Consider the following 24,269-nt stretch of genomic DNA (forward strand, 5'->3'; position numbering starts at 1 on the left):
CCTTGTCAGATCGGATCACGGCGGGTGGGGCAGCTCATGCAGCGCCCGCCGCCGCGCCCCCGGCCCAGCTCGGCACCGGGAATGGCCAGCACCTCGATGCCCGCCGCCTCCAGTGCCCCATTGGTGTCATCGTTGCGGTCATAGCCCACGACGACACCGGGGCTCAGCGCCAGCACGTTGTTGCCGTCGTTCCACTGCTCGCGCTCGCGTTCCTCCGGGGTGTCGCCGCCGGTGGGCACCACCTCGAGCGTCGGGTAACCGAGGGTTTCCGCGACCAGGTCGAAGAGGTGGCGCGGGTCCTGACGGAAGGCCAGCGTCTTGCCCCCCTCGCCGGGACGCAGGTCGTAGCAGACCACCGCATCCGCGACCTCCTTGAAGGCGGTCACCACGTTGCCCCCACAGAAGGTGAAGACCGTGTCCAGGTGCATGGCCGACCGGGTCTTGGGCAGCTGGCAGGCGATTACCCGGTGCACGCTGCCCTCCTCGAACAGCGCCTTCGCCAGCTGGCCGATGGCCTGGGGCGAGGAGCGCTCGCCCATGCCCACCAGCACCGTGCCGTGCCCCACCGGCATGACATCCCCGCCCTCGAGGGTGGCGAGGCCGTAGTCCGCCAGGGGGTCCCCCCAGTGCACCTTCACCCGGCCCGCGAAGGCCGGATGGAAGGCATAGATGGCGGCCATCAGCAGGGTCTCCGGCCTGCGTGCGCTCCAGAACATCGGGTTGAGGGTGACGCCACCGTGGATCCAGGCGCTGTTGTCGCGGGTGAACAGGAAGTTGGGCAGGGGCGGCAGCACGAAGCCGAAGTGGCCGAGATGGTTGCCGAAGAGCCCCACCGGGTCGAAGGGCAGGTCGCCCACTTCCAGGCCGCCGATCAGGAACTCGGCCAGGGTCCTGCTCGGCAGTTCATCCATCCAGGCGCGCAGGTCCGACACCATGCCCACCCCGATGTGGTTCCAGGTGATGCGGTGGTCCAGTATCCAGGCGCGGGCATCGGGGATATCGAGGGTATCGGCCAGCAGCTCGTTGACGTCGAGGACCTCCACCCCCCTGCCCCGCATCACGCCGGCGAAGACGTCATGATCCTTCTGGGCCTGCTTGACCCAGAAGACGTCGTCGAAGAGCAGCGCATCACAGTTGGAAGGGGTCAGCCGCCGATGGGCCAGGCCCGGGCGACAGACGATCACCTGGCGCAGGGTGCCGGTCTCGGAATGCACGCCGAGTTCGGGTGGCACGTCATGGGCAGAATCAGACATGGCAACACTCCTTTCCGTCGGGCGTCACGGCCGTTCTTCAAAACGCTTCATCACAGAAAGGCCCCGACACTGATGACCAGGCTGATGAACACAGTCAGTATCAGCAGCAGCGGCCAGATGAAGACCAGCCAGCGGTCGTAGGAGACGCGCCCGATGGTCAGACCGCCGATCACCACCGCGAAGGTGGGATTGATCAGGTTCACCAGGCCATTGGCGGACTGGTAGGCGGTCACCACCAGGTCCCGCCCGACGTTCGCGAAGTCCGCCAGCGGGGCGAGGATCGGCATGGACAGCACCGCGAGCCCGGACGACGAGGGCACGAAGAAGCTCATGCCCACCTCGATCCAGAACATCAGGTTGATGAAGGCGAGTTCCGGCAGCCCGCCGAGCGACGCCTCGGCACTGTGCAGGATGGTGTCGGCGATCATGCCCTGCTCCATGATCACCACGATGCCACGCGCCAGCCCGACGACCAGGGCCACGCCCAGCAGCTCCCGGGCCCCGTCGACGAAGCTGCTGGTCAACTTTTTTTCGCCCAGCCGGGCGACGAGGCCGATCAGGATAGCGGCGCCGAAGAACAGGGCCCCCATGCGCGCCATCCACCAGCCCTGGGAGGAGACGCCCCAGATCATGACCGCGAAGGTCAGGCCGAAGATCGTCAGCGCGATGATCTGGGTGGTGTTGAGGGTGGCGTTCTCGATGTCGTCGCCCTCCTGCCCTTTCAGGAACACGCGCCGGTGGGCGTCCCACTGCTTGGCCACCACGGAACGCGAGGGCTCGGCCTTGACGCGGGCGGCATAGCGCATGACGTAGGCGATGCAGATCAGCAGGCCGCCGATCAGCAGGATGAACCGCAGCACGATGCCATCGGTGAACGGGATGTCGGCCGCGTTGGCCGCGATGACGGTGGCGAACGGGTTGATGGTGGAGCCGAGCACCCCGATACCGGCGCCGATCAGGATGATGGCCACGCCGGTGACGGCGTCGTAGCCGGCCGCCAGGATCACCGGGATCAGGATGGCGTAGAAGGCGAGGGTCTCCTCCGCCATGCCATAGGTCGTTCCCCCCAGGGCAAACAGCGTCATCAGGATCGGGATCATCCAGATCTCATGGCCTTCCAGGTGGCGCATGGCGCTTCGTATGCCGGTGTCGATGGCCCCGGTGGCGTTCATCACCCCCAGGAACCCGCCTAGGAACAGGATGAACAGCGCCACATCGATGGCGTTGGCGGCATAGCTGTCCGGGTCGTAGAAGCCGGCGGTAGGCGCCAGCATGACCTCGACGAATCCCTGCGGGTTGGACTCCACCGTCTGGTAGGTGCCGGGCACGGCCACCTCGCGGCCGACCTCCTCGTTCATGACCCGGTCGTACTGTCCGGCCGGGATGATCCAGGTCAGCGCGGCGATGACGATGATCAGGCCGAAGAGGATGGTATAGGCGGTGGGGAATCGCGAGGCGAGGTCACGTTCCGCGTCGGGGGGTGGCTGGTCGTCCTGGGTCATAGCGCGTCTCCCGGTCATCACTTTCGTGTCATCAACCGCACGTTCGAGGCCATGCCAGGCCCTCGACGACCTGGGCAGGCACCGTCGCTACGCTACGCGAGCCTGCCTTGACGAAGGATAGTTCATGCCGCCGGACCCGGTGCCCGGCGGTAACGCGGGTCAACCGACGACGGGAGAGCACTGGACGGGAGAGCACCGCGCGACGCTGCCGGGGCCGCGCGGTGCCTGGAGGGACCCCGCGGCCAAAGGTCGCAGGCCGCGGGTGGGGAGGCAGCGGAGGTCGGGGAAGATCACTCCGGCAGGTCGGTCACCGCCCCGGTGGAGGCCGAGCTCACCGTGCGGGCGTACTTGGCCAGCACGCCGCGGCCGTAGCGCGGTTCAGGCTGGCACCAGGCGGCGCGGCGACGCATCAGCTCCTCGTCGGAGAGTGCGACGTCGATGGTATCGGCCTCGGCATCGATGGTGATCACATCGCCGTCCTCGACCAGCGCCAGGGGGCCGCCGTCAAAGGCCTCGGGGGTCACGTGCCCCACCACGAAGCCGTGGCTGCCGCCGGAGAAACGCCCGTCGGTGATCAGCGCCACCTCGCTGCCGAGCCCGCGCCCCATGATCGCCGAGGTGGGCGTGAGCATCTCGCGCATGCCGGGGCCGCCCTTGGGCCCCTCGTAGCGGATCACCACCACGTCGCCGGCCACCACGGTGCCATCGTTGATGCGCGCCTGGGCCTCCTCCTCGGAGCCGAACACCCGGGCGGTGCCGGAGAAGCGCGTGCCCTCCTTGCCGGTGATCTTGGCCACCGCCCCTTCCGGGGCCAGGTTGCCGAAGAGGATGCGCAGGTGGCTCTCGGCCTTCACCGGCCGATCCAGCGGGGCGATGATCTTCTGGTCATCGGGGTACGGCGCGACGTCGGCCAGGTTCTCGGCAAGCGTCTGGCCGGTGACGGTCAGGCAGTCGCCGTGCAAGAGGCCGGCCTCGAGCAGGGTCTTCATCAGCGGCTGGATGCCGCCGATCGCCACCAGCTCGCTCATCATGTAGTGGCCGCTGGGGCGCAGGTCGGCGACCACCGGCACGCGCTTGCCCATGGTGGTGAAGTCCTCGAGGGAGAGCTCGACGCCGATGGTGCTGGCCATGCCGATCAGGTGCAGCACCGCATTGGTGGAGCCGCCCAGGGCGATCACCACGGTGATGGCGTTCTCGAAGGCCTGGCGCGTCATGATGTCGGAGGGCTTGATGTCGCGCTCGAGCAGCGCGAGCACCGCCTCGCCGGCGGCATGGCAGTCGTCGCGCTTCGCCTGGGAGACGGCATTCTGCGCCGAGCTGCCCGGCAGGCTCATGCCCAGCGCCTCGATGGCCGAGGCCATGGTGTTGGCGGTGTACATGCCGCCGCAGGAGCCGGGGCCGGGAATCGCCGTCTCCTCGATCTGCTTCACCTCGATCAGGTCCATGTCGCCGCGGGAGTGGGCGCCCATGGCCTCGAACACCGAGACGATGTCGGTGTGGCCCTCGCCCGGCAGGATGGTGCCGCCGTAGACGAAGACGCTGGGGCGATCGAGTCGCGCCAGCCCCATCAGGCAGCCCGGCATGTTCTTGTCGCAGCCGCCGATGGCCACCAGGCCGTCGAAGCCCTCGCAGCCGGCCACCGTCTCGATGGAGTCGGCGATCACCTCCCGGGACACCAGCGAGTACTTCATGCCCTCGGTGCCGTTGGCGATGCCGTCGGAGATGGTGATGGTGTTGAAGATCACGCCCTTGCCGCCGGCCGCATCGGCGCCGTCGCTGGCCCGGCGAGCCAGCTCGTCGATGTGGCTGTTGCAGGGGGTGAGGTTGCTCCAGGTCGAGGCGATGCCCACCTGGGGCTTGGCGAAGTCCTCATCACGAAAGCCCACCGCCCTGAGCATGGCGCGGCTGGCGGACTTGCCGACGCCATCCACGACCGGGGCGGAATGGCGGCGGCGGGGATCGTCCGGTGTGTCACTCATGGTCGGGGTTCCTCTTGCAGTGTCGGGGGTTGGCCCCGGGAATGGTCGTCGGATGCGGCAACGTCGCTCGTCGCGGCGAAGGACGAGGCCGGCCGTTCGAAGGCCGCCTCGAACAGCCGGGGGTCATCGAAATGGCGTCGGCCAACGAAAACGGTGGCATGGGTTCCCCACTGGCGCATGGCACCAGGGCTCAGGATGCCCGATGGCCACAGCAGGAAGCGCTCGAGGCGCCCAGTATGCGACACCAGACCCTCGGGACCATAGAGGCTGAGCCGTCCGCCACCGGGCAGCGCCAGGGAGCGTCGGCCGAAGTCGGGTGGCGTCGACACCGCCTCGAGGGCGTAGCGGCGCGTTTCGGCCACCTCGCGACGCGAGTCGGCCACGCCGAGGTGCTCCACGTAGTGGCTGACGGCGGCGACGCGCACCGCGACCCGCTCTCCCGCCGCCAGGCGGGGGGCCGAGAGGGGCGTCAGCGGCGCCTCGCGCAGGTCAGCGTCCGCGGCCACCGCGACGCGCTCGAGGGGCGGCACGGGAAAGAAGAGGTGGTAGCAGCCACAGGGATGGATGCTGTCGTGGATCAGCGGCCGCCCATCCTCGTCGAGGGTGACGCGCCACACCAGGCCGTCGAGGCGGCCGCCGAGCAGGTCCAGCGCGCCCTGCCGGGTACGTGCCGGGAACCACAGGGTATAGACCAGCTGGGCCAACAGCTCGCCCTCGAAGCGGGTGTGGCTCAACCGCACATCGGCCACGGGGCGGCTGGTGTCCACCAACGGCAGGGGGCCCTCGGGGCCGGCAAACCAGTAGGGCGCGCCGAACCGGTCGTCGTGCCCCCGGGTCTCGACGAGAAACACCGGGGCGTGGTGGGCCGCCAGGCGCAGCAGCTCCTCGCGCTCGAGCTCAACGAAGCCGAGCGGGCTGCGAGGCGCCTCGCGCCACCACCGTGCGGCGACGGCGGCCTCCCGAGGCCTGCCGGGCGGCACATAGCGGACCAGGGGCGCCTCGGCCGGCATCGTCGCGAACGGTGCCTCGAAGGTGTCCAGGTAGCCCGCCTTCCAGCGGTTGTAACCGACCGCCAGGCCGAGGCGCGTCAGGGGATAGAGTCCCAGCGCCCGGCGCCAGCTCAGGTAGTGATCGGGGGGATCGACCGCCGAGCGCAGCTGCTCGCGGGCCGGTCCCGTGCCCTGCTCGGCCAGCAGCTCACGCTGCATCAGGCGCGTGGCGCAGGCATTGACGGCCGCGGCCGGGTCGACGCCGGAAGGCGTCGGGAGCGCGTCCCGTTCGGATACCGGCAGGTTGGCCGCCTCGATGGCACGGGCCTCGCCGTCCAACTCGCGCATCCGGGTCACCCAGTCGGCGAAGGCCGCGGGGCTGTCGAGCTCATCATCGAAGCTCGCCAGCAGGCGGTCGACACGCAGGTAGGGAAAGCCCGCGACCCGCGCCGCACCGGCATCGGCCACCCCGGCCTCAGCCACTGCCGCATCGTAGGCGCTCAGCCGCGCCTGGCAGCGGGCGTCCCGCGGATCGCGGTCGGCAACCTCCGATTGCCAGTCGGCCCCGGTGGCGCAGCCCGCCAGCAGCCCGCACAGGACGAGCCCTCCTAGGCGCACCGGTGACCAGACGGGCATGGGGCGGTTCCTCGACAACGCGGATCGACCCTCTCAGGGTGGGCGCCCACCCCCGAAGTGGCAAACGCATCGGACGGACGCGCCCTCTCCGGCAATGCGTGCGACGGCGGGGCGCCCTCGGCGACAGCGACTGGATCCTGGGAGCGCACCTCAAGCCGGCGCCGAATTGGCCGATAGAGACGGGATCGAGGGGCATCACTGCGTCGCCCCGCCATGTAGCCCCGTGCCGGAGCCCCGAGATGCCCTACACCGAAGCCAAGGAACACGCCCCCGGACGCCTGCATGGGATCTTCGTCGATCCCTACAGCGCCTTCGACAACGCCGCCACCGAGCGCCTGCTGCACCTGCGGGTGGCCTGCGAGTCGCTGATCCTTTCGCCGATGCGCGAAGGCCGTCTGGTGCTGCGCGTCCTCCACGGCTGGCAAAACGGCAGCTTCGAGCCCGCCGACCTGAGGCACAGCGACCATCGTCTGGACTCTTTAGCGGCACTGCGCCGAGTGGCCGACGACTATCGCCGGGCCTTCGAGCTCGGACAGCCGCTGCCGTGCGACGGCAGCGGGCTGCTCGCCGAGCCCCTGGCCCGAGCCATCGCCGCCGCCGAGGAAGACCAGGCGCTCGACGAGGAGACCCGCAGCATCCCCGCGCGCTGGCCCGCCTTCCCCCTAGGCCTGACCCTCTACACCTTCTTCAAGGTCTACCACCGCCTGACCTACAGCGAAGACGACGCCTACCGCTCGATCCTCTGCCAGACGCCCGAGGGGCCCCGCGAAATCCACGAGTTCCACCTCGAAGAGGGCGAGTTCGCCGTGGTGGTGCCTCGCGAAGACGAAGGTAGCGACAGCGTGCTGCTGCTGCATGAGAGCCAGCTGTCGCCGGTGATGCAGCTATTGGAGGCGGGGCACGGCGTTTAACGCCGGAAGCACTCGCGGTAGTGCCAGGCGAGATAATCACGGTTGGGAAACGCCGATCCCGGAGGGTTCAACGGCCGGCCATCGAGGTCGCACAGCTGATGCTGGAGCCGCCCACTAGCGTCGGCATCGCCCAGCTCCGGGGCGATGCGGATGCGATCCTGCCCATCGATGGCCAACAATCCCTTGTCAAAGGCGCGATCATGCAAGGCATTTAGACACAGGCCGTTGGCAGGATCCAAACGTGAGTCGGGAAGCGCATGCCAGGGGACGATATGGCTGGCGATCAGCAAATCTTCATGACGAAGCCCCGTGATGACGCAGCGAGTGTCGTAACGAATCATCACGGCCTTGCGGAATAGCGCCTGCCCCACCCGACGTTTCTGCAGACTCATCACGTCCCACCCAAAAGTGTCGTCACTTGTCTCAGAGGACGCACTCTCGGCTGCATCGGCCGCTTCGACGAGCCCCGCCCAGGCCTGCTCGCATTCGTGCGAAACGGCATGCGGCTCGGCGATGAAGCGCTGCCACAGCAACCGATCCTTCTGCGAAGCACCGGGGAGCCCCTTCTTGCCCAGCGCCAAGACTTCGGGATCGAGACTCGCGTAATTGGTGAGCTTCATGGCCACGGAACTGGCCGAGCGCTCCAGGCGTTCGGCCAGCCCAACGACTTCGGGGCGTCCGCTGTGAAGCTGTCCAAACGTCAGCCGACAGTAGAGCGATAGCGCCAGCAAACGCTCATGATCCGTCCATGCCTTTCGTTCCGCTGCCATGCAACCTCCGCACTCTGGATACCGCCAGCCTATGCCAGGGCTTTCACGGAGACCACGTCGCTCACTTCCCCCTCGGCACCCGCCCCATCAGGTAGAACTCCTCGTTGGGCGGCGTGCCCGTCAGGGTGACCAAGCGATTGGAAAGCCCGAAGAAGGCGGTGATGGCGCCGATGTCCCAGATGTCGTCGTGGGTGAAGCCGGCGGTTTTCAGGCGCGCCTCCCACTCGTCAGTGAGCTCCCCCACTTCCAGGCCACAGTAGAGCGCGAAGTCGAGCATCACGCGGTGGCGCTCGCTGATCGGCGCGGTGCGGTGATTGATGGCCACCTGGTCGGCGAGCAGCGGGTCCTTGCCGTAGATCCGCACCAGGGCGCCGTGGGCCACCACGCAGTAGAGGCAGCGGTTGCGGGCGCTGGTGGCCACCACGATCATCTCCTTCTCGGCCTTGGTCAGCGTGTCGGACTCCCGCTCCATCAGGGCGTCGTGGTAGGCGAAGAAGGCTCGGAACTCGGCCGGCCGGTGCGCCAGCATCAAAAAGACGTTGGGCACGAAGCCGGCCTTCTCCTGCACCGCCAGCATGGCGTCACGGATGTCGTCGGGCAGGTCGTGGATTGATTCGGGAATGGGGAAACGGCTGATCGGGTCTGACATGTTGACTCCTGGCACGGTGATTGTTGTTCTTCCATGCCAGTTAACGTCAACGTCAACAGAGTGTCCACTCGCCTTTGGTGGCCGATTAGAAGGAGGCAATGCGCTCGATGACCCAGAACGCGGCCAGGCTGCCGATGGCGTAGCTCGAGCCGCGCGTCAGCCATGCCGACTGTTGCCGGATGGCCGGATAGAGGCGTCGCACCGCGGCGCCAATCACCAGGATGACGGCGATGAACAGGATCTGCCCCATCTCGACCCCGACGTTGAAGGCGAAGAGCGCCAGCGGAATATCGCCTTCCGGCAGGCCGATGTCGCGCAGCGCCCCGGCGAAGCCGAGCCCGTGGATGAGGCCGAAGGCGAAGGCCACGATCCAGGGAAAGCGCTGGGCCAGCGGGTCGCGCGCCTCGGGCGGCAGGGTCAGCTCATAGGCCAGAAACACGATGGACAGCGCGATCAGCGCCTCGACCGGGGGGGATGGCAGGCTCAGCCAGCCGAGCGTGGCGGCGACCAGGGTGATGCTGTGAGCGGCGGTGAAGGCCGTGATCGCCCACAGCAAGCGCGCCCGATCGCGAATCAGCAGCAGCAGCACGAAGACGAACAGCAGGTGATCGATGCCCTCGAGAATATGGGTCACCCCGAGGCCGATATAGCTGCCGAGGATCTCCAATCGCCCGGCCTGGGCGGGCACGATGAAGGCAGTCTCGGACGCGGTCAGGCGCTGGACCTGCGTCTCTCCCGGCGCCAGCTCGTAACGGACCAGCACGTCGGTGCGCGTTCGATCCAGTCCCCCAATCTCGATCACGCCGCCCGCCAACCCCTCAGGACAGGTGGCCAACCAGCCGGTCGTCCAGGCACGTCCGTCGAAGGCCAATGGCGGAGGCGATGCGTGGGAACAGTCGCCCGGGAGTCGCACCTCGAGGGGCATCGGGCGGCCGCTCACGTTCGGCACTCGCCAGGTCACCCGCCAGCGGTCCTGATCGAGGGATGCAAGGTTCAGATAGCCCGGGTCGAGGGCATGGGCGGAGACCGTGGCAGGCAGCGACGTCGCCAGGAGCACCAGAAGCGCCATCAGGATCCTTCTCATTGTCCCAGCACCTCTGCCGCGTCGGGGGTGGTGACGGAGTAGCGCTCGAGCAGTGCCTCGGCGAAGCGCTCGCGCATGGCCTTCGTCTGCGCTGCCCGCCATTCGGCCTCGACGCGATCCCGGATATCGGCCAGGGGCGGCAACACGGCCTCGGCGCGGTCGGTCACCCGGACCAGATGCTGGCCGTAGGCACTGTCGATCGGGCCGTGCCAGCGCCCCAGGGGCACATCTGCCAGGGCGGCATGAAACCCGGTGCCGAACACGCGATCGACCGCGGGAGCCGCCGTCATCGGCACCATTGCCGGCATTAGACTCGCCGCGCCGAGCGTCGCGGGGGCCGCCTCGCGTTCCAGGGCGGCCCGGATCGCGCGCGCCTCGTCGGCCTGCCCCGGCGGCAGCTGGACCTGTTCGAAGGCCAGGCGCGCCGGCCTCAGGAAGTCGTCCGGATGGTCGTCGAGGTAGGCCTGCAGCGTGGCGTCGTCCGGCTCCAGCGCGGCGGCCCCGGATTCCGCCAGGAAGCGCATCTTCAGGTTCAATCGCTGCCGGATCACCGCATCGCCCCGATCGAGACCGAGCGCCAGGGCTTCGCGCACGTGGGCCTCCTCCAGCACCCAGGAGCGCATCAGTCCCTCCAGTTCCTGCGGGGTCGGCGGCCGGTTCCAGGTGGCCGCGAACTGCTCGGCCAGACGCGCGGCCCGCTCCGGGGTCAGGGTGATCGCATCGGGGGGCGGAGCGGGCGCGGCGGTGTCCTCCTCGAGGAGCGCGTACCCGCCGAAGATCAAGGCGCCGAGCAGGAAGAAGTGAACGAGCGGAGACAGGAGCATCTTGGGGAGGGTCATGGGGCCTTTCCTTAATGGATCGTATCTGGCAACCGTGGTCGAGCCCCACGGGCCGATTCCTTCCGCTGGTTACCCGCCGCTGGGCACTCGTGAGACGTCGGCCTGTCGCCGAGCATAGCTCACTCCGCCCTTTCGGCCGTTGACTACCTCGGCAGCAGCAGCTTGGCGGTGAGATTGACGGTGTCCGATGGGCTGACGCCCTCATCGAAGAAATTGTGCTCGTAGCTGGTCGTGAACTGCACCGGCAGGCCGCCGAGGGTGACGAGCTTGTTGAGGGCCACACCCAGGGGGAGACTGACCCATTTATCACGCTCCCAGTCATAGGTCACCGACATGTCGGAGGCACCCGCCGACCAGCCGTCTCCTAGGTTATAGTTCACGATCGGCTGGATGATCGAGATGTTCACGTCGCGGTAGTCGTCATCCCCGTCCACCGTGAACATGTTCTGGTTGAACAGCCCCCAGATCCCCCAGGGCTGGCCGGCCACGAAGCCCACCGCGGGTCCGAGCCCCCACTTCTCGGCACTCAGGCCGTCTTCGCCGGTCGGCAGCAACGCCACGGCACCCGCGCCGAATCGCCCCCATGACCTGTCGAAGGTGGCCAGGTTGAACAGCGTGATGTCGGACCAGCCACTCGATCCGCCGGGGGCATCGGTCACGTAGGGCAGCGTCACCCGGAAGATGTGGTTCATGCCCCCCGCGGTGAACGGGATCGCGGCACGAAACTGCAGGCGGTTGCCCTCCTCATCGGAGAGGTTGTGGTAGCGATAGGTGTAGAAATCCTGCAGCTGGAAGGCCGTGACCGAGGCCGTGGGGTCATTGGCCGCCGTGCCCAGATCGTCCTGCTGTGCCATGGCCGTCCCCGTGGCGGTCCACGCCAAGACGGCGGCGACCGCCACTCCCTTTGGTATCACCATGTGCGTGCCCCCTGCTGGAACCTCGCTGCTCGTCATATGCATGACCCGATCCGGGCCATGCACACGTCTTCGTCCCGCATCGTCATCCCCCGGCGTGATCGCCCACGCCGGGCGAGTCTGGCGTTTGCAGAACACCGGTCATTGCCGCGATACCATGATGCGCACGGGTTCACCGGGCGCGCCGGCAAAGGGATCGATATGTTCCGTGCTGGTAAACAGCAACTCGCCGTCCTTCTCGATCCGGGCCCGCAGTCCGTATCTCATGCGCTCCTCGATGACCGAGGGATCATAGACCAGCCGGAACGAATACGGTGGCTGGCCATCGTCGACGACATGGGTGTAATCGGTGATGACGGTGGCGGGGGCGTCCGCGCGAGACTGGTCCTCGAGCGTCACGACGACCTCGGCGCCCGGCGGCAGCGCGATGCGCTCCCGGTACCACACCTCGCCGGTGATGACCTGCATCAGGGCGTTGTCCGGCCTCTGCATCGCCTCCTCCCCGGTCTCCATCTGGGCGCTGCACCCCGCCAGCAACAGGGCGCAAACGCCGACGACCCAGCCGCCGATTCCTGACTGGATTCCGTTGCTCATGCTCATCGTTACTCCTTTATGCCCTGGGGCGTGTACCAGATCGGCGAGGTGTAGGCCCGCTCGGTCACCGTCATCGGCACCTCGTCGGCGAAGTCGGCCTCCTCGAAGTAGGCGGCGTCGTAGGCGGTCCAACGCGGCGTCGGGATCTCGATGACCCGGGCGTAGTAGAAGGCCTTCTGCGCCGGATCGAAGTCGGGGTCCTGCCACACGGTGATCAGTTCGGAGGCGCCGAGCGTATTGGTCCAGGTGGCGTTGTCGACGTCGACCGTGCTGCCGATCGCGGGCAGCTTGCCGTCCTCGCCCGGCGCGCGATCACCGGCCCAGACGACGTCGTGGACCTGTTCCTGCGTCTCGCCCTCGGCGTCCAGCCAGCCCTTGACGATCTGGATGCGGTCGAGGTTCCCCGAGAGCGGATCCTTGAGGGCCGCGACGAGAAAGCTCGGCGCCTCGGCGCCATCGGCTGCCGGGGGCAGGTCGCCGCCCATCGGCACGCCCTTGCCGTAGCCGACCGCCGCGGGGCTGCGCCCCTGGGCGTCCTCGGCCTCGAAGCCCCAGCCGCCGAAGAAGCGCACGCCGATGCGGGAGCCCGTGGTGCCGTAGACCTCCTTGCGCTTCATGGCGTCCCAGATCGCGGCGCGGGTGTTCTCCGCCGCCCAGACGGCGGTCAGCCCCGAGGCGCCGAGCTGCCAGTCCTTGATGGTGCGCCCCTCGAAGTCGAAGTCGAAGGCGTTGGCCGTCGAGCGTTCCGCCCCGGGCTCGCTGGCCGGGAACTTGCCGAAGAAGTTGTTCTCCTCGGCCGAGGAGATGCCGGTGTGGTCATCGGTGCTGCCGACCAGCCCAAACTTGAACGGGTTGGTGCCGAACTCCTCCTCGAGGGCGAGACCCCGCTTGAGGGCCTCGCGGGCATACTCGTAGGCGATCATGCCGGGCTCCTTGGGCTTCACGTTGAGATTGCCCTTGTCCCAGATCTCGAAGTCGGCGAACTCGTCCGCCGGCGCCAGGCTCGGGTGCTGCTCGGACGTGCCCTTGCTCTGCGTGACCTCGTAGAGCGGCTCCCAGCGCTGGCGGGACGCTGCCCAGTCGGCATCGATGGGCTCGCCGTCCGGCGTCTCGGTGGCGAACATCAGTCCATTCGACAGGTTGCCGTTGTGCGGGATCGCCAGCAGCCGGCCGCCGGTCTCCTCCTCGTACATCGCCATCCAGTCCCAGAGCTCGTGGGGAATCTCGGTGTCGAAGGTGGTCAGCGGCCGGACCCGGTCGGCGAGCGCCTTGCCATCGCGGTAGATGACGTTGCGGTGCAGGTTGTTGCCGCCGCCGTAGTTCGAGGTCCACTCATAGCCGATCAGGGCCGAGAAGGTGCCGGGCTCGTCATGGCCCTCGACGATCTCGGTCATCTTGCGCCACATGTCGAACTGGACCTCCGGGTCGGTGACGGGCCCGGGCAGGGTGCCCTCCCCCTGCAGCGTGATCATCTCGATGACCACCGCGCTGGCGGCCTCGCCGCCGGCATTCATGCCCTGGTGCCATGCCTTGAGCGTAGGGTCGGCCATCAGCGCCGGATCCCCTTCGAGCACGCTCGCCATGACGCCGAGCGCATCGGAATGATCGGCCACGACCATCCAGTCATAGGGGCGGGACAACCGCACCGGCTGGCCGGTGCTCGAGGTGATCTCGGCGCCCTTGGCGTACTGCAACGCCTCATCGGGGCCGACCCGCGTGCCCGCGGCGATGGCATCGGGCGACCAGGACGTGTGCAGGTGCTGCTCGCCCCACAGCGGGCGCAGCGGATACTGACGACCGGCATAGGGCGAGTAGCCCGGCTGGTCGAAGAATCGCGCGGTGCGTTCGGGGTCGATGGTGCCGGCGTCCGTCGTGACCTGGGCGGTCGCGGGGATAGCCGCCAGGGACAGCAGCGCGGCCAGCGAGGTCGAGAGGAGCATCGTCGAGCGCATGGAGGTCTCCTTGAACAGGGTCAGGGGGGCCCCGTCAGCGCCTTCCCCCGAGGCGTTACCTCTTCCGGCTCGCGCCCATGGTGTGGCCCACGCGAAGAGGTGTCGGCGCGCTCCATGAGCCCTGTCTGAACGTTCTCGGCGGTCGGAGACGAAACCGGTAATTAACCAACATAGCAGCGTTTCGGTAGGCCGCTTCACCGGGCATGGCCGTCACGTCGGCGCCGATGACGAAGTGCTCCAGGGAAGATGCCGGGCCACAACGACGGCGGCCCCGCCTCTCTCGAGACGGGGCCGCCGATGACCACTGGGGAGGGGTGATCAGCCCAGCGAGATGGTGCTGTTGATGCCGCTGGAGACGTTCTCCGGCTCGAACCAGCGCGCGGTGACGGTCTTGGTCTGGGTCCAGAAGTTGATCGCCTGCTTGCCGTTGGGGCCCAGGTCACCGAGCTTGGAGCCGCGCGAACCGGTGAAGCTGAAGTAGGCGACCGGCACCGGGATCGGCACGTTGATACCCACCTGGCCGACGTCGATGTCGGTCTCGAAGCGACGCGCCACCCAGCCGGAGTTGGTGAAGATCGAGGTGCCGTTGCCGTTGGGGTTGGCGTTGATGAACGCGATCGCCTCGTCGAGGGTGTCGACGCTGAGCACGCAGAGCACCGGCCCGAAGATCTCCTCGCGGTAGATGGTCATCTCCGGGGTCACGTCGCTGAACAGGGTCGGGCCGACGAAATTGCCGTTCGGGTAGCCCTCGACCTGGCAGCCGCGGCCGTCGACCAGCAGCTTGGCGCCTTCCTGCTCGCCGGTGGCGATCAGGCGCTCCACGCGCTCCTTGGCCTGGGGCGACACCAGCGGGCCGAGGTCGGCGTCCTGCTGGGTGCCGGGGCCGACCTTCATGTTGCGGGCGCCCTCGACGATGTCGTCCAGCCACTCGCGGGCCTCGCCCACCAGCACCACCACGGAGTTGGCCATGCAGCGCTGCCCGGCGGCGCCGAAGGCGGACCCCAGCAGGTTGTTGATGGCCTGGCTGCGGTTGGCGTCCGGCATCACCACGCAGTGGTTCTTGGCCCCCATCATCGCCTGCATGCGCTTGCCGGCGGCGGCGGCGCGATCGTAGAGCAGCGAACCGACATGGGTGGAGCCGATGAAGGAGAGCGCCTTGATGTCGGCGTGGTCGGCGATCTGGTTGGCCACGTCCGGGCCGCCGTGCACCACGTTGAGCACGCCGGCCGGTACGCCCGCCTCGTGGGCCAGCTCGACCAGGCGCATGGTGGAGGTCGGGTCCTGCTCGGAGGGTTTGAGCACGAAGGTGTTGCCGGTGGCGATGGCCAGCGGGAACATGAAGCAGGGCAGCATGATCGGGAAGTTGAAGGCGGTGATGCCGGCGCCCACGCCCAGCGGCTGGTTGAGGCTGTAGACGTCCACCTCGTTGGCGGCGTTCTCGGCCAGTTCGCCGAGCTGCAGGGAGGTGATCGAGCAGGCGTGCTCCACCACCTCCAGGCCGCGACCCACCTCGCCGACCGCGTCGGGCAGGGTCTTGCCGTGCTCCTCGCTGATCAGCGCGGCCAGCTCATCGGTGTTCTCGCGAATCAGCGCCTGGAGCTTGAGCATGATGCGCATGCGCTTGCCGAGCGGCACCTTGCGCCAGGTCTTGAAGGCCTCCTTGGCGCTGGCCACGGCCTGCTCGACCTCCTCGGCGGTGCAGAACGGCACCCGGGCGACCACTTCCTGGGTGGCCGGATTGACCACGTCGCGCCACTCCTGGCTCTGGGACTGGACGGGCTGGCCGTCGATGTACATCGGCGTTTCGCGAACGGACATGATCGTGCTCCTGGCGTGTTGTGATTGTGGGAGATCGTGTTGGAAGTATCTATACGATGGTATTCGACACTGTGTGCATGCTGGCACGAAGCCTGAGTTTCTCGAGTCTATACAGAGGTCGGATGGCCTGACAACGCGCACTCAGGCACATTGCTTGTGCATCCATGCACAACCAAGACGGCAGGAGACGGCCCCATGCTGGACTGGCAGGATATCCAGATCTTCCTCGAGGTGGCCCGCAGCGAGCGGCTCACCGACGCCGCCCGGCGCCTGGGGCTGGATCACTCCACCCTGTCGCGGCGCACGAGGCGTTTCGAGCAGGCACTCAACACCCAGCTCTTCGAGCGTAGCACCCACGGCTACCACCTCACCGAGGCCGGCCAGCAGCTGCTCGCCCACGCCGAGGAGATGGCGCGCCACGCCTTCGAGGCGGGCGAGAGCCTCACCGACAAGAACCACCAGATCAGCGGCCAGATCCGCCTGGGCGTGACCGAGGGCTTCGGTACCTGGGTGATCGCCCCGCTGCTCTCGGCCTTCTGCGAGCGCCACCCCGGCGTGACCCTCGACCTGCTCGCCCTGCCCCGGGTGGTCAACCTGAGCCGCCACGAGGCCGACCTCGCCATCACCGTGGAGCGCCCGGTGAGCCCGGGGCTCGTCATCTCGCGGCTCTGCGACTACCGGCTGCGCCTCTACGGCAGCCAGGGCTACCTCACCCGCCACGGCACCCCGGCGCGACTCTCCGCGCTGGGCGATCACCGGCTGATCGGCTACGTCGACGACCTGATCTTCAGCGAGCAGCTCAGCTACCTCGAGCCGCTGCTCGACCCGGCGGTGGTCGGCCATCCCGGCCCGCACTTCGCCCTGCGCAGCACCAGCGTGACCACCCAGCACGCCGCCTGCCTGCAGGGCGCCGGGCTCGCCGTGCTGCCCTGCTTCATGGCGAGCACCTCGGATGCCCTTTCGAACGTGCTGGATGACGACGTGGAGATCGTACGCCACTTCTGGATCACCGCCCGCCAGGAGCAGCGCCGGCTGGCCCGGGTCCGCCTGCTGTGGGACTTCCTGCGCGAGGCCCTGGAGGCCAACCGCGCCTTCCTGATGGGCGAGAGTCGAGAGCTGGTGTTGCCCTCCCCGGCCGCCTCCCAATAGCCAGCGCCCCTGCATGCACGATTGCCGATATGAAATAACTATCGGGATGGTCGGAAAAGGCACTTGGGCCGATGAATCGCCGCGGCGTAGGGTGTGAGGAAAGGTAGCGACGTCGTCGGCCGCCTTCGTCATGACGCGGTCAGACAGACATAAGACATTGTCCTGAGTGGCAAGCGTCGTCTATGACTACCAGACGGATCCATCAATGCAGCAACGATCGGAGAGCGACATGGGTGATCAACAAGCAGGCAAGTGCCCGGTGATGCACGGTTCCAACACCCAGGAGAATGCGGACGTCACCGCCTGGTGGCCGGAATCGCTGAACCTGGACATCCTCCACCAGCACGATCGCAAGACCAACCCGATGGGCGAGGACTTCGACTACCGCGAAGCGGTCAAGAGCCTCGACTACGCCGCCCTCGAGAAGGACATGCATGCGCTGATGACCGACAGCCAGGAGTGGTGGCCGTCCGACTGGGGACACTACGGCGGCCTGATGATCCGCATGGCCTGGCACGCGGCGGGCACCTATCGCCTGGCCGACGGCCGCGGCGGCGGCGGCACCGGCAACCAGCGCTTCGCTCCGCTCAACAGCTGGCCCGACAATGGCAACCTGGACAAGGCACGCCGCCTGCTGTGGCCGATCAAGAAGAAGTACGGCAACCAGGTCAGCTGGGCCGACCTGTTCATCCTGGCCGGCAACGTGGCCTACGAATCCATGGGCTTCAAGACCTTCGGCTTCTCCTACGGCCGCGAGGACATCTGGCATCCCGAGAAGGACATCTACTGGGGGGCCGAGAAGGAGTGGCTGGCGCCGTCCGACAGCCGCTATGACGACGTCGACCAGCCGGACACCATGGAGAACCCGCTGGCCGCCGTGCAGATGGGCCTGATCTACGTGAACCCGGAAGGGGTGAACGGTAACCCGGACCCGCTGAAGACCGCCGAGCAGGTGCGCGTCACCTTCGCGCGCATGGCGATGAACGACGAGGAGACCGCCGCCCTGACCGCCGGTGGCCACACCGTGGGCAAGACCCACGGCAACGGCGATGCCGAGGCGCTAGGCGCCGAGCCGGAAGGCGCCGACGTCGAGAACCAGGGCTTCGGCTGGATGAACCCGAACATGGGCGGCAAGGCCGCCAACGCCATCACCTCGGGCCTCGAGGGCGCCTGGACCACCAACCCGACCCAGTTCGACATGGGCTACTTCGACATGCTGTTCGGCTACGAGTGGGAGCTCAAGAAGAGCCCCGCCGGCGCCAACCAGTGGGAGCCCGTCGACATCAAGGAGGAGGACAAGCCGGTCGATGCGACCGACCCCTCCAAGCGCCATAACCCGATGATGACCGACGCCGACATGGCGATGAAGATGGATCCCACGTACCGGGCGATCTGCGAGAAGTTCATGGCCGATCCCGAGTACTTCAAGGATGCCTTCGCCCGCGCCTGGTTCAAGCTGACGCACCGCGACATGGGGCCGAAGTCCCGCTACATCGGCCCGGACGTGCCGGCCGAGGACCTGATCTGGCAGGACCCGGTGCCCCAGGGCGAGACCAACTACATCGAGGAGGTCGTCAAGGAGAAGATCGCCGAGGCCGGCCTCTCCCTGAACGAGCTAATCTGCACCGCCTGGGATAGCGCCCGCACCTTCCGCGGCTCCGACATGCGCGGCGGCGCCAACGGGGCGCGCATCCGCCTGGCCCCCCAGAAGCACTGGGAAGGCAACGAGCCGGAGCGCCTGGCCAAGGTGCTGAAGGTCTACGAGCAGATCTCCGCCGATACCGGCGCCAGCATCGCCGACGTCATCGTGCTGGGCGGTAACCTTGGCGTCGAGATGGCAGCGGAGGCGGCCGGCCACGACATCCACGTGCCCTTCGCCAAGGGACGCGGCGACGCCAGCGAGGCGATGACCGACGCCGAATCCTTCGAGCCCCTGGAGCCGTTGGCCGATGCCTTCCGCAACTGGCAGAAGAAGGAGTACGTGGTCAAGCCTGAGGAGATGCTGCTGGACCGTGCCCAGCTGATGGGCCTGACCGCGCCGGAGATGACCGTGCTGCTGGGCGGCATGCGGGTGCTCGGCACCAACCACGGCGACACCGCCCACGGCGTGTTCACCGACCGCGTCGGCCAGCTGACCAACGACTTCTTCGTCAACCTGACCGACATGGGCAACCGCTGGGAGCCCACCGGCAAGAACGAATACGCCATCGTCGATCGCCAGAGCGGCAACACCAAGTTCACCGCGACCCGCGTCGACCTGGTGTTCGGCTCCAACTCCATCCTCCGCGCCTACGCCGAGCTCTACGCCCAGGACGACAACGAGGCGAAGTTCGTGATGGACTTCGTCGCCGCCTGGACTAAGGTGATGCACGCCGACCGCTTCGACCTCGACTGAGGCCTCGCCTGGGGTCGCCGCTCACTCGGGCGGCCCCGGCCCGGCTACATCGAGGCCCGAGAAGCTCAAGCCGCGCCAGCCCCTCCGGGCGGCGCGGCTTTCTTGTGGGCGGGTTCATGAGCGCGGTCGCGGTCCTCTTCCGGGGCGCCTTCATGAACGCACTCGCCGCCGGTCGAAGGGCCTTGACCACGCCCCTCCACCGGTCTAAGCCAAAGAAGGGCGACAGACGGCTGTCGCCCCGAAATGCAGGCCGGGCCCGGGATGGGTCCACGACATGGCCGGACGGACCTCCCGTCCTCCCGTGCCGGCCCGCCTCGCTTCATGGCCTGGATGCATTCCGCCCATCCACCTCACCCTACCGTCGCAAGGACGGAGGGAGGCCATCATGAACCTGCAGTTCTCCACCGCCTGTGCCGCCGCGACCCTCGTCGTGGCGCTGGGCGCTCCGGGGCTGGCGGCCGGAGAGTCGACCTCGCTGATCAAGACCGAGCTCCAGGGCGTCGACGGCATGGAGGTCAACGTCGTCAACTTCGAGGTTGACGGCGACTGGGTCACCGATCGCCACGTCCACCCGGGACACCTGTTCGTCTACGTGACCGAGGGCACGCTGGAGGTCGCGGTCGAGGGAGAGGAGCCACGCACCATCTCGGCAGGCGAAGTCTTCTACGAGCAACCCGACCAGCCGATGGTCGGGCGCAGTGCCAGCGCCGAGGGCGCCAAGTTCACGGTCTTCCAGATCGGACCGACCGGCGAACCCATCATGGTGTCTCAGCCCGAGTGACGCCGCGTCATGTGAGACCGCCGCCGCTCACCCACGACGGCCGACCGGCCTACCCGGTCGGCCGTCGTCTCGTCGAGGCGTGGCCGTCAGGTCCCGCAGAAGGTGCGGAACACGGCCTCGCCGGCCGGCGACGGCCGGGCATAGGCCTCGCGGCCGGGCTGGGCCTCGAAGGGGGTCGCCAGCACCTCGCGCAGTGTCTCGAAGGGCGCCAGGTCGCCCTCGGCGGCCGCGGTCAGCGCCTCTTCCACCCGCTGGTTGCGGGGAATATAGAGCGGGTTGGTCGCGCGCAGCCGGGCGGCGATCGTCGCCGGTGACGCCTCTTCCCGGGCCAGCCGCGCACGCCAGCGCGGCAGCCATTCGCCAAGGGCCTCGCGGTGCTCGAACCGCTCGAGCAGCCCGGGGGCGTCCTCCTCCACCGCCTCGCTCAGGGCGCGGAAGGCCAGGGTGAAGTCGGCGCGGCCGGCCTTCAGGGCCTCGAGGAAGGCCTCGGCAAGCTCGCGGTCCCCCTCCTCCTCGCCTGCCAGTCCCAATTTCTTGCGCATCACCGCCAACCACTCGGCCTCGTACTGCGCCGGGTAGGCCTGGATCACCGCGGTGGCGCGCTCCACGGCGCGGTCGGCGTCATCATCGATCAGCGGGATCAGGGTCTCGGCGAAGCGCGCCAGGTTCCACTGGGCGATCCACGGCTGGTTGCGATAGGCGTAGCGGCCGCCCTCGTCGATGGAGCTGAACACCTGCTCGGGATCATAGGCCTCCATGAAGGCGCAGGGGCCGTAGTCGATGGTCTCGCCGGCGATCGAGGTATTGTCGGTATTCATCACGCCGTGGATGAACCCGAGCCCCATCCAGCCGGCGACCAGCCGGGCCTGGCGTGCCTGCACGGCCTCCACCAGCGAGAGGTAGCGCGTCTCCGGGGGCAGCGCGGCGAGGTCGGGATAGTGCCGCTCGATGGCGAGATCCGCGAGCAGGCGAATGGCCTCCTCGTCGCCACGCGCGGCGAAGTACTGGAAGGTACCCACGCGCAGGTGGCTCGAGGCCACCCGGGTCAGCACGGCGCCGGGCTCGGGCACCCGGCGAAAGACCCGCTCGCCGGTGCTCACCGCGGCCAGCGCGCGGGTGGTGGGAATGCCCAGCACGTGCATCGCCTCGCTGACCAGGTGCTCGCGCAGCACCGGGCCGAGCGGTGCGCGCCCGTCGGCCCCGCGGGAGAAGGGCGTGCAGCCCGCCCCCTTGAGCTGGAGATCACGCAGTCGCCCGGCGCGGTCGGTCACCTCGCCCAGCAGCACGGCGCGGCCGTCGCCCAGGCGAGGGTTGAAGTGGCCGAACTGGTGGCCGGCATAGGCCTGGGCCAGCGGCTCGGCACCTGGCGGCACGACATTGCCGGCCAGCGCCTCGGCGGCCCTCTGCTCATCGAAGGCCTCGAGATCGAAGCCGAGCTCCTCGGCCAGCGGCCGGTTGAAGGCCAACAGCCGCGGCGCCTTCACCGGCACGGGATCGAAGCGCAGGAAGAAGCGGTCCGGCAGGCGGGCGTAGCGCAGGGTGAACTCGGGAAACATGGCGACTCCGATCGGCGGCTGCGGCGCGACAGCGGGATGATGAATACCCGAGTATATCGCTCGGAATTGCGCTTATCGACCCACCACCTGACTCACCCCTCTCCCAGGGAGAGCTCCTCGCGGATCAGCTCGGCCAGGCGCCGGGCGGGCTCGGTGGGGCGCCGGGCGGCGCGGTGCAGCGCCAGCTCCACGGCCGGCAGCGCCGGCAGGCCGCTCGACTCGTCCAGGGCGCGCAGCTGGGGCGTCAGCATGCTGCGGGTCACCACCACGATGGCGAGCCCCGCCTGCACCACCGGGCCCAGGCCGACCATCGACTGGCTGGTGTAGGCCACTCGCCAGTCGCGGCCGGCGGCGGCCAGCGATTGCTCGGCCACGTCACGGAACAGGTCGGCGCCCTGGGAGTAGAGCCCCAGCGGCAGGGGGTCGGTCAGCGAGGGCTGGTACTGCAGGCCCACCGCCCAGGCGAGCGGCTCGCGGCGGATGAACTCGCCGCCCGGCGAGCGGCGCTGGCGGGTCACCAGTGCCAGATCCAGCTCGTCGGCCCGCACCTGCTCCATCAGGTGGGCGCTGGTGCCGCAGGTCACCTGCAGGCGCACTTCGGGGTAGAGCTGGTGAAACCAGGAGAACACCGAGGTGAGCAGGCTGGCGTAGTCCTCGGGGATGCCCAGGTTGAGATCGCCGGTGACCCGGCGCGTGCGCATGTCGGCGAGCGCCTCGTCGTTGAGCAGCAGCAGTTTCCTGGCATGGCCGAGCAGCCGCTCGCCCTCGGCGGTGAAGCGCAGACGGCGTCCCTCGCGCTCGTGCAGGGTCACGTCCAGCGCGCTCTCCAGGCGCTGCAGCTGCATGCTGACGGTGGATTGGGTGTAGGCCAGGCGTCTCGCGGCGGCGGTCACGCTGCCGGTATCGGCCACCGCCACCAGGGTTCGCAACAGGCCGAGGTCGAGGGTCGGGGCGCGCATATACATCACCAACCTTGATGGATCACATCAATAAGGATCGATTTTGTGATGAGTATGGACCGGATAGCATGCCCTCGTCACTCACTGGGCAAGGAGGTAGCGATCATGCTGGGCCATACGTTAGGCGTTTCCCGTTTTCCCTGGCCTGGTGCCGGCGCCGCCGGCCTGGCCATCATCCTCTGGGCGCTGGTGCCGCTGCTGATGATTGCCGCCGGCGACCTCCCGCCGCTGCGCCTCTCGGCCATGGCGCTGCTGGCCGGCGCGCTGGGCACCCTGCCCATGGCGCGCAGCCGGCGGCGGCGCGCGGCACTGCCGTCGCGGCTCCAGGGCGTGGCGATCAACCTCCTCGGCGCGCTGCTGATGGCCGGGGCCGTGGGCGCCTGCTTCGCCGCCTTCTCCCTGGCGCCGCCCGCCGAGGCCGCGCTGATCACCTACACCTGGCCGGTCATCTTCCTGCTGGCGAGCCGCTGGCTGGTGCTGCGGCGCCTGCCGCTGGCCACCCTCGGTGGCGCGCTGCTGGCCTTCTCGGGCGCCGCCCTGCTGGTGGTGCCCCAGGCCCTGAGCAGCGGCGTGTCCGGCGCCTGGGGCGGCTACCTGCTGGCCTTCGGCACGGCGCTCTGCTGGGCCCTCTTCTCGCTGGCGAGCCAGGTGCCGAGCTTCCGCTTCGGCGAGCGCATGCCGCACCTGCTGCTGATCGCCAGCGTCATGACCGGCATCGCCAGCCTGGCGCTGGAAGGGGTGAGCGAGCTGCCCTCGTCGCGGGAGCTGCTGGCCACCGCCGCCCTGGGACTGGGCCCCTACGGCATCGCCATGCTCGCCTGGAACCGCGCCCTCGGCGACCCGCAGGCGCATCGGCTGGGCAACCTGGCCCACGCCGTGCCGGTGCTGGCCACCCTCTTCCTGGTGATCGCCGGCGTGACCTCGCCGGACTGGCGACTGCCGCTGGCCGCCGGGCTGGTGCTGTGGGGCAGCTATACGGCCTCGACGCGCTGAGTGCCGGGAGGGCCGAGAACTGGCGATTCCTCATTTTTCGAGACGCTGAAGGCATTTCACCGCCATCTCACCGACGATTGGACATCTTGCCTTTGGGCCAGTAGGGTAATGGCGCCTCGGACGTAAATATCGACAACGCTCCGAGGCGGTCACCCCCGTGACCGACTGGTCTCGCTTCACCGCAGACTGGATCACCGGCACTTTCGACTGTCCGTCGCCGACGTCATCGATAGAGAAGGAATCCATGTCGCCCCACTACGCCGAACAGGGCCGCTGCATGCCGCGCCGCCCGCCGCCAGCCCGCTCCTTCCCCGGGTAACGCCACGCCGCCACCGACGGCCCGTGCGCTTCTGCACCGTCGTGCCGACCAGCCGCGTTGGTCTCGTCGAGCGGATCGCATCGCGCTTCCCATCAGCGCTGATCTAGCCCCTATCGGCCCCAGGCCCGATACCGACGCCGCGTGCGCGATCACCCCCTTCCCTGACCGACCCTCGCGTCGGGCAGCCGCCCCTGCGCGGCCGCCCATGACGCGCCCTTTCCACTCAC

The 24,269-nt window shown here is 68.4% G+C and carries 19 protein-coding genes; 5 read left to right on the plus strand and 14 right to left on the minus strand.

Annotation, left to right across the window (positions count from 1 at the left end; all coding sequences use genetic code 11):
* Positions 1-5: 5 nt before the first annotated feature.
* From ACGTNG_RS02275 to ACGTNG_RS02290, 4 genes are all read right to left on the minus strand, one after another.
* Positions 6-1,253 carry an arginine deiminase gene (locus tag ACGTNG_RS02275; protein ID WP_394575235.1) on the minus strand — a complete coding sequence of 416 codons (1,248 nt, stop codon included), beginning with the start codon at positions 1,251-1,253 and terminating at the stop codon, positions 6-8.
* A gap of 50 nt (positions 1,254-1,303) precedes the next feature.
* The gene (locus ACGTNG_RS02280; protein WP_394575237.1) at positions 1,304-2,755 is read right to left on the minus strand and encodes a YfcC family protein; all 1,452 of its coding nucleotides are present in this window, start codon (positions 2,753-2,755) and stop codon (positions 1,304-1,306) included.
* 290 nt (positions 2,756-3,045) lie between these two features.
* A complete protein-coding gene (ilvD, locus tag ACGTNG_RS02285; RefSeq protein ID WP_394575238.1) occupies positions 3,046-4,734 on the minus strand; it encodes a dihydroxy-acid dehydratase in 1,689 nt (562 codons plus the stop codon).
* Positions 4,731-6,359, minus strand: coding sequence for a hypothetical protein (locus tag ACGTNG_RS02290; protein ID WP_394575239.1), 1,629 nt, complete (start codon positions 6,357-6,359; stop codon positions 4,731-4,733). Before ACGTNG_RS02290 ends, ilvD begins: the two co-directional genes overlap by 4 nt.
* 239 nt (positions 6,360-6,598) lie before the next feature.
* Between ACGTNG_RS02290 and ACGTNG_RS02295 the strand changes: the two genes are divergently transcribed.
* Entirely contained in the window at positions 6,599-7,270 is a 672-nt protein-coding gene (locus ACGTNG_RS02295) for a hypothetical protein (protein WP_394575241.1), read from the plus strand.
* Here the strand turns inward: ACGTNG_RS02295 and ACGTNG_RS02300 are convergent.
* The 8 genes from ACGTNG_RS02300 to ACGTNG_RS02335 form a co-directional block, all read right to left on the minus strand.
* Positions 7,267-8,040, minus strand: a complete 774-nt coding sequence (locus ACGTNG_RS02300; protein ID WP_394575242.1) for an HNH endonuclease — start codon at positions 8,038-8,040, stop codon at positions 7,267-7,269. The genes ACGTNG_RS02295 and ACGTNG_RS02300 overlap by 4 nt on opposite strands.
* Positions 8,041-8,101: 61 nt before the next feature.
* The gene (locus ACGTNG_RS02305) at positions 8,102-8,689 is read right to left on the minus strand and encodes a peroxidase-related enzyme (RefSeq protein WP_394575243.1); all 588 of its coding nucleotides are present in this window, start codon (positions 8,687-8,689) and stop codon (positions 8,102-8,104) included.
* An 85-nt stretch (positions 8,690-8,774) separates the two neighbouring features.
* A complete protein-coding gene (locus ACGTNG_RS02310) occupies positions 8,775-9,773 on the minus strand; it encodes a HupE/UreJ family protein (protein WP_394575244.1) in 999 nt (332 codons plus the stop codon).
* Entirely contained in the window at positions 9,770-10,612 is an 843-nt protein-coding gene (locus ACGTNG_RS02315; protein ID WP_394575245.1) for a peptidylprolyl isomerase, read from the minus strand. The genes ACGTNG_RS02310 and ACGTNG_RS02315 overlap by 4 nt, the downstream gene beginning before the upstream one ends.
* Before the next feature lie 143 nt (positions 10,613-10,755).
* Entirely contained in the window at positions 10,756-11,466 is a 711-nt protein-coding gene (locus ACGTNG_RS02320) for a hypothetical protein (protein WP_394575246.1), read from the minus strand.
* 201 nt (positions 11,467-11,667) lie between these two features.
* The gene (locus tag ACGTNG_RS02325) at positions 11,668-12,126 is read right to left on the minus strand and encodes a YbaY family lipoprotein (RefSeq protein WP_394575247.1); all 459 of its coding nucleotides are present in this window, start codon (positions 12,124-12,126) and stop codon (positions 11,668-11,670) included.
* Positions 12,127-12,128: 2 nt separating this feature from the next.
* The gene (locus ACGTNG_RS02330; protein ID WP_394575248.1) at positions 12,129-14,072 is read right to left on the minus strand and encodes a DUF3604 domain-containing protein; all 1,944 of its coding nucleotides are present in this window, start codon (positions 14,070-14,072) and stop codon (positions 12,129-12,131) included.
* 318 nt (positions 14,073-14,390) lie between these two features.
* Complete coding sequence (locus ACGTNG_RS02335) at positions 14,391-15,890, minus strand: CoA-acylating methylmalonate-semialdehyde dehydrogenase (protein ID WP_394575249.1); 1,500 nt, start codon at positions 15,888-15,890, stop codon at positions 14,391-14,393.
* Between the two features lie 195 nt (positions 15,891-16,085).
* On the opposite strand from ACGTNG_RS02335, the gene ACGTNG_RS02340 reads away from it, so the two are divergent.
* The 3 genes from ACGTNG_RS02340 (at position 16,086) to ACGTNG_RS02350 (ending at position 20,215) form a co-directional block, all read left to right on the plus strand.
* Complete coding sequence (locus ACGTNG_RS02340) at positions 16,086-17,039, plus strand: LysR family transcriptional regulator (RefSeq protein WP_394575250.1); 954 nt, start codon at positions 16,086-16,088, stop codon at positions 17,037-17,039.
* Positions 17,040-17,268: 229 nt separating this feature from the next.
* On the plus strand, positions 17,269-19,434 hold the full coding sequence (gene katG, locus ACGTNG_RS02345; RefSeq protein WP_394575252.1) for a catalase/peroxidase HPI: 2,166 nt from the start codon (positions 17,269-17,271) through the stop codon (positions 19,432-19,434).
* A 385-nt stretch (positions 19,435-19,819) separates the two neighbouring features.
* A complete protein-coding gene (locus ACGTNG_RS02350; RefSeq protein WP_394575253.1) occupies positions 19,820-20,215 on the plus strand; it encodes a cupin domain-containing protein in 396 nt (131 codons plus the stop codon).
* A gap of 86 nt (positions 20,216-20,301) precedes the next feature.
* On the opposite strand, the gene ACGTNG_RS02355 is transcribed toward ACGTNG_RS02350, so the two are convergent.
* Together ACGTNG_RS02355 and ACGTNG_RS02360 are read right to left on the minus strand one after the other, a co-directional pair.
* Positions 20,302-21,771, minus strand: a complete 1,470-nt coding sequence (locus tag ACGTNG_RS02355; RefSeq protein ID WP_394575254.1) for a protein adenylyltransferase SelO — start codon at positions 21,769-21,771, stop codon at positions 20,302-20,304.
* Between the two features lie 92 nt (positions 21,772-21,863).
* Complete coding sequence (locus ACGTNG_RS02360; RefSeq protein ID WP_394575255.1) at positions 21,864-22,730, minus strand: LysR substrate-binding domain-containing protein; 867 nt, start codon at positions 22,728-22,730, stop codon at positions 21,864-21,866.
* A gap of 105 nt (positions 22,731-22,835) precedes the next feature.
* Between ACGTNG_RS02360 and ACGTNG_RS02365 the strand changes: the two genes are divergently transcribed.
* Positions 22,836-23,723, plus strand: coding sequence for a DMT family transporter (locus ACGTNG_RS02365; protein ID WP_394575257.1), 888 nt, complete (start codon positions 22,836-22,838; stop codon positions 23,721-23,723).
* The last annotated feature ends 546 nt before the right edge of the window (positions 23,724-24,269 follow it).

The organism is Halomonas sp. B23F22_3 (genome assembly GCF_043496965.1).
In the GTDB taxonomy this organism is placed as follows: Bacteria; Pseudomonadota; Gammaproteobacteria; order Pseudomonadales; family Halomonadaceae; genus Halomonas.

Bases quoted from the DNA above. Each gene is read 5' to 3' on its own strand.
- ACGTNG_RS02275 (WP_394575235.1), bottom strand. From the start codon at position 1,253: ATGTCTGATTCTGCCCATGACGTGCCACCCGAACTCGGCGTGCATTCC.
- ACGTNG_RS02280 (WP_394575237.1), bottom strand. From the start codon at position 2,755: ATGACCCAGGACGACCAGCCACCCCCCGACGCGGAACGTGACCTCGCC.
- ilvD (WP_394575238.1), bottom strand. From the start codon at position 4,734: ATGAGTGACACACCGGACGATCCCCGCCGCCGCCATTCCGCCCCGGTC.
- ACGTNG_RS02290 (WP_394575239.1), bottom strand. From the start codon at position 6,359: ATGCCCGTCTGGTCACCGGTGCGCCTAGGAGGGCTCGTCCTGTGCGGG.
- ACGTNG_RS02295 (WP_394575241.1), top strand. From the start codon at position 6,599: ATGCCCTACACCGAAGCCAAGGAACACGCCCCCGGACGCCTGCATGGG.
- ACGTNG_RS02300 (WP_394575242.1), bottom strand. From the start codon at position 8,040: ATGGCAGCGGAACGAAAGGCATGGACGGATCATGAGCGTTTGCTGGCG.
- ACGTNG_RS02305 (WP_394575243.1), bottom strand. From the start codon at position 8,689: ATGTCAGACCCGATCAGCCGTTTCCCCATTCCCGAATCAATCCACGAC.
- ACGTNG_RS02310 (WP_394575244.1), bottom strand. From the start codon at position 9,773: ATGAGAAGGATCCTGATGGCGCTTCTGGTGCTCCTGGCGACGTCGCTG.
- ACGTNG_RS02315 (WP_394575245.1), bottom strand. From the start codon at position 10,612: ATGACCCTCCCCAAGATGCTCCTGTCTCCGCTCGTTCACTTCTTCCTG.
- ACGTNG_RS02320 (WP_394575246.1), bottom strand. From the start codon at position 11,466: ATGGCACAGCAGGACGATCTGGGCACGGCGGCCAATGACCCCACGGCC.
- ACGTNG_RS02325 (WP_394575247.1), bottom strand. From the start codon at position 12,126: ATGAGCATGAGCAACGGAATCCAGTCAGGAATCGGCGGCTGGGTCGTC.
- ACGTNG_RS02330 (WP_394575248.1), bottom strand. From the start codon at position 14,072: ATGCGCTCGACGATGCTCCTCTCGACCTCGCTGGCCGCGCTGCTGTCC.
- ACGTNG_RS02335 (WP_394575249.1), bottom strand. From the start codon at position 15,890: ATGTCCGTTCGCGAAACGCCGATGTACATCGACGGCCAGCCCGTCCAG.
- ACGTNG_RS02340 (WP_394575250.1), top strand. From the start codon at position 16,086: ATGCTGGACTGGCAGGATATCCAGATCTTCCTCGAGGTGGCCCGCAGC.
- katG (WP_394575252.1), top strand. From the start codon at position 17,269: ATGGGTGATCAACAAGCAGGCAAGTGCCCGGTGATGCACGGTTCCAAC.
- ACGTNG_RS02350 (WP_394575253.1), top strand. From the start codon at position 19,820: ATGAACCTGCAGTTCTCCACCGCCTGTGCCGCCGCGACCCTCGTCGTG.
- ACGTNG_RS02355 (WP_394575254.1), bottom strand. From the start codon at position 21,771: ATGTTTCCCGAGTTCACCCTGCGCTACGCCCGCCTGCCGGACCGCTTC.
- ACGTNG_RS02360 (WP_394575255.1), bottom strand. From the start codon at position 22,730: ATGCGCGCCCCGACCCTCGACCTCGGCCTGTTGCGAACCCTGGTGGCG.
- ACGTNG_RS02365 (WP_394575257.1), top strand. From the start codon at position 22,836: ATGCTGGGCCATACGTTAGGCGTTTCCCGTTTTCCCTGGCCTGGTGCC.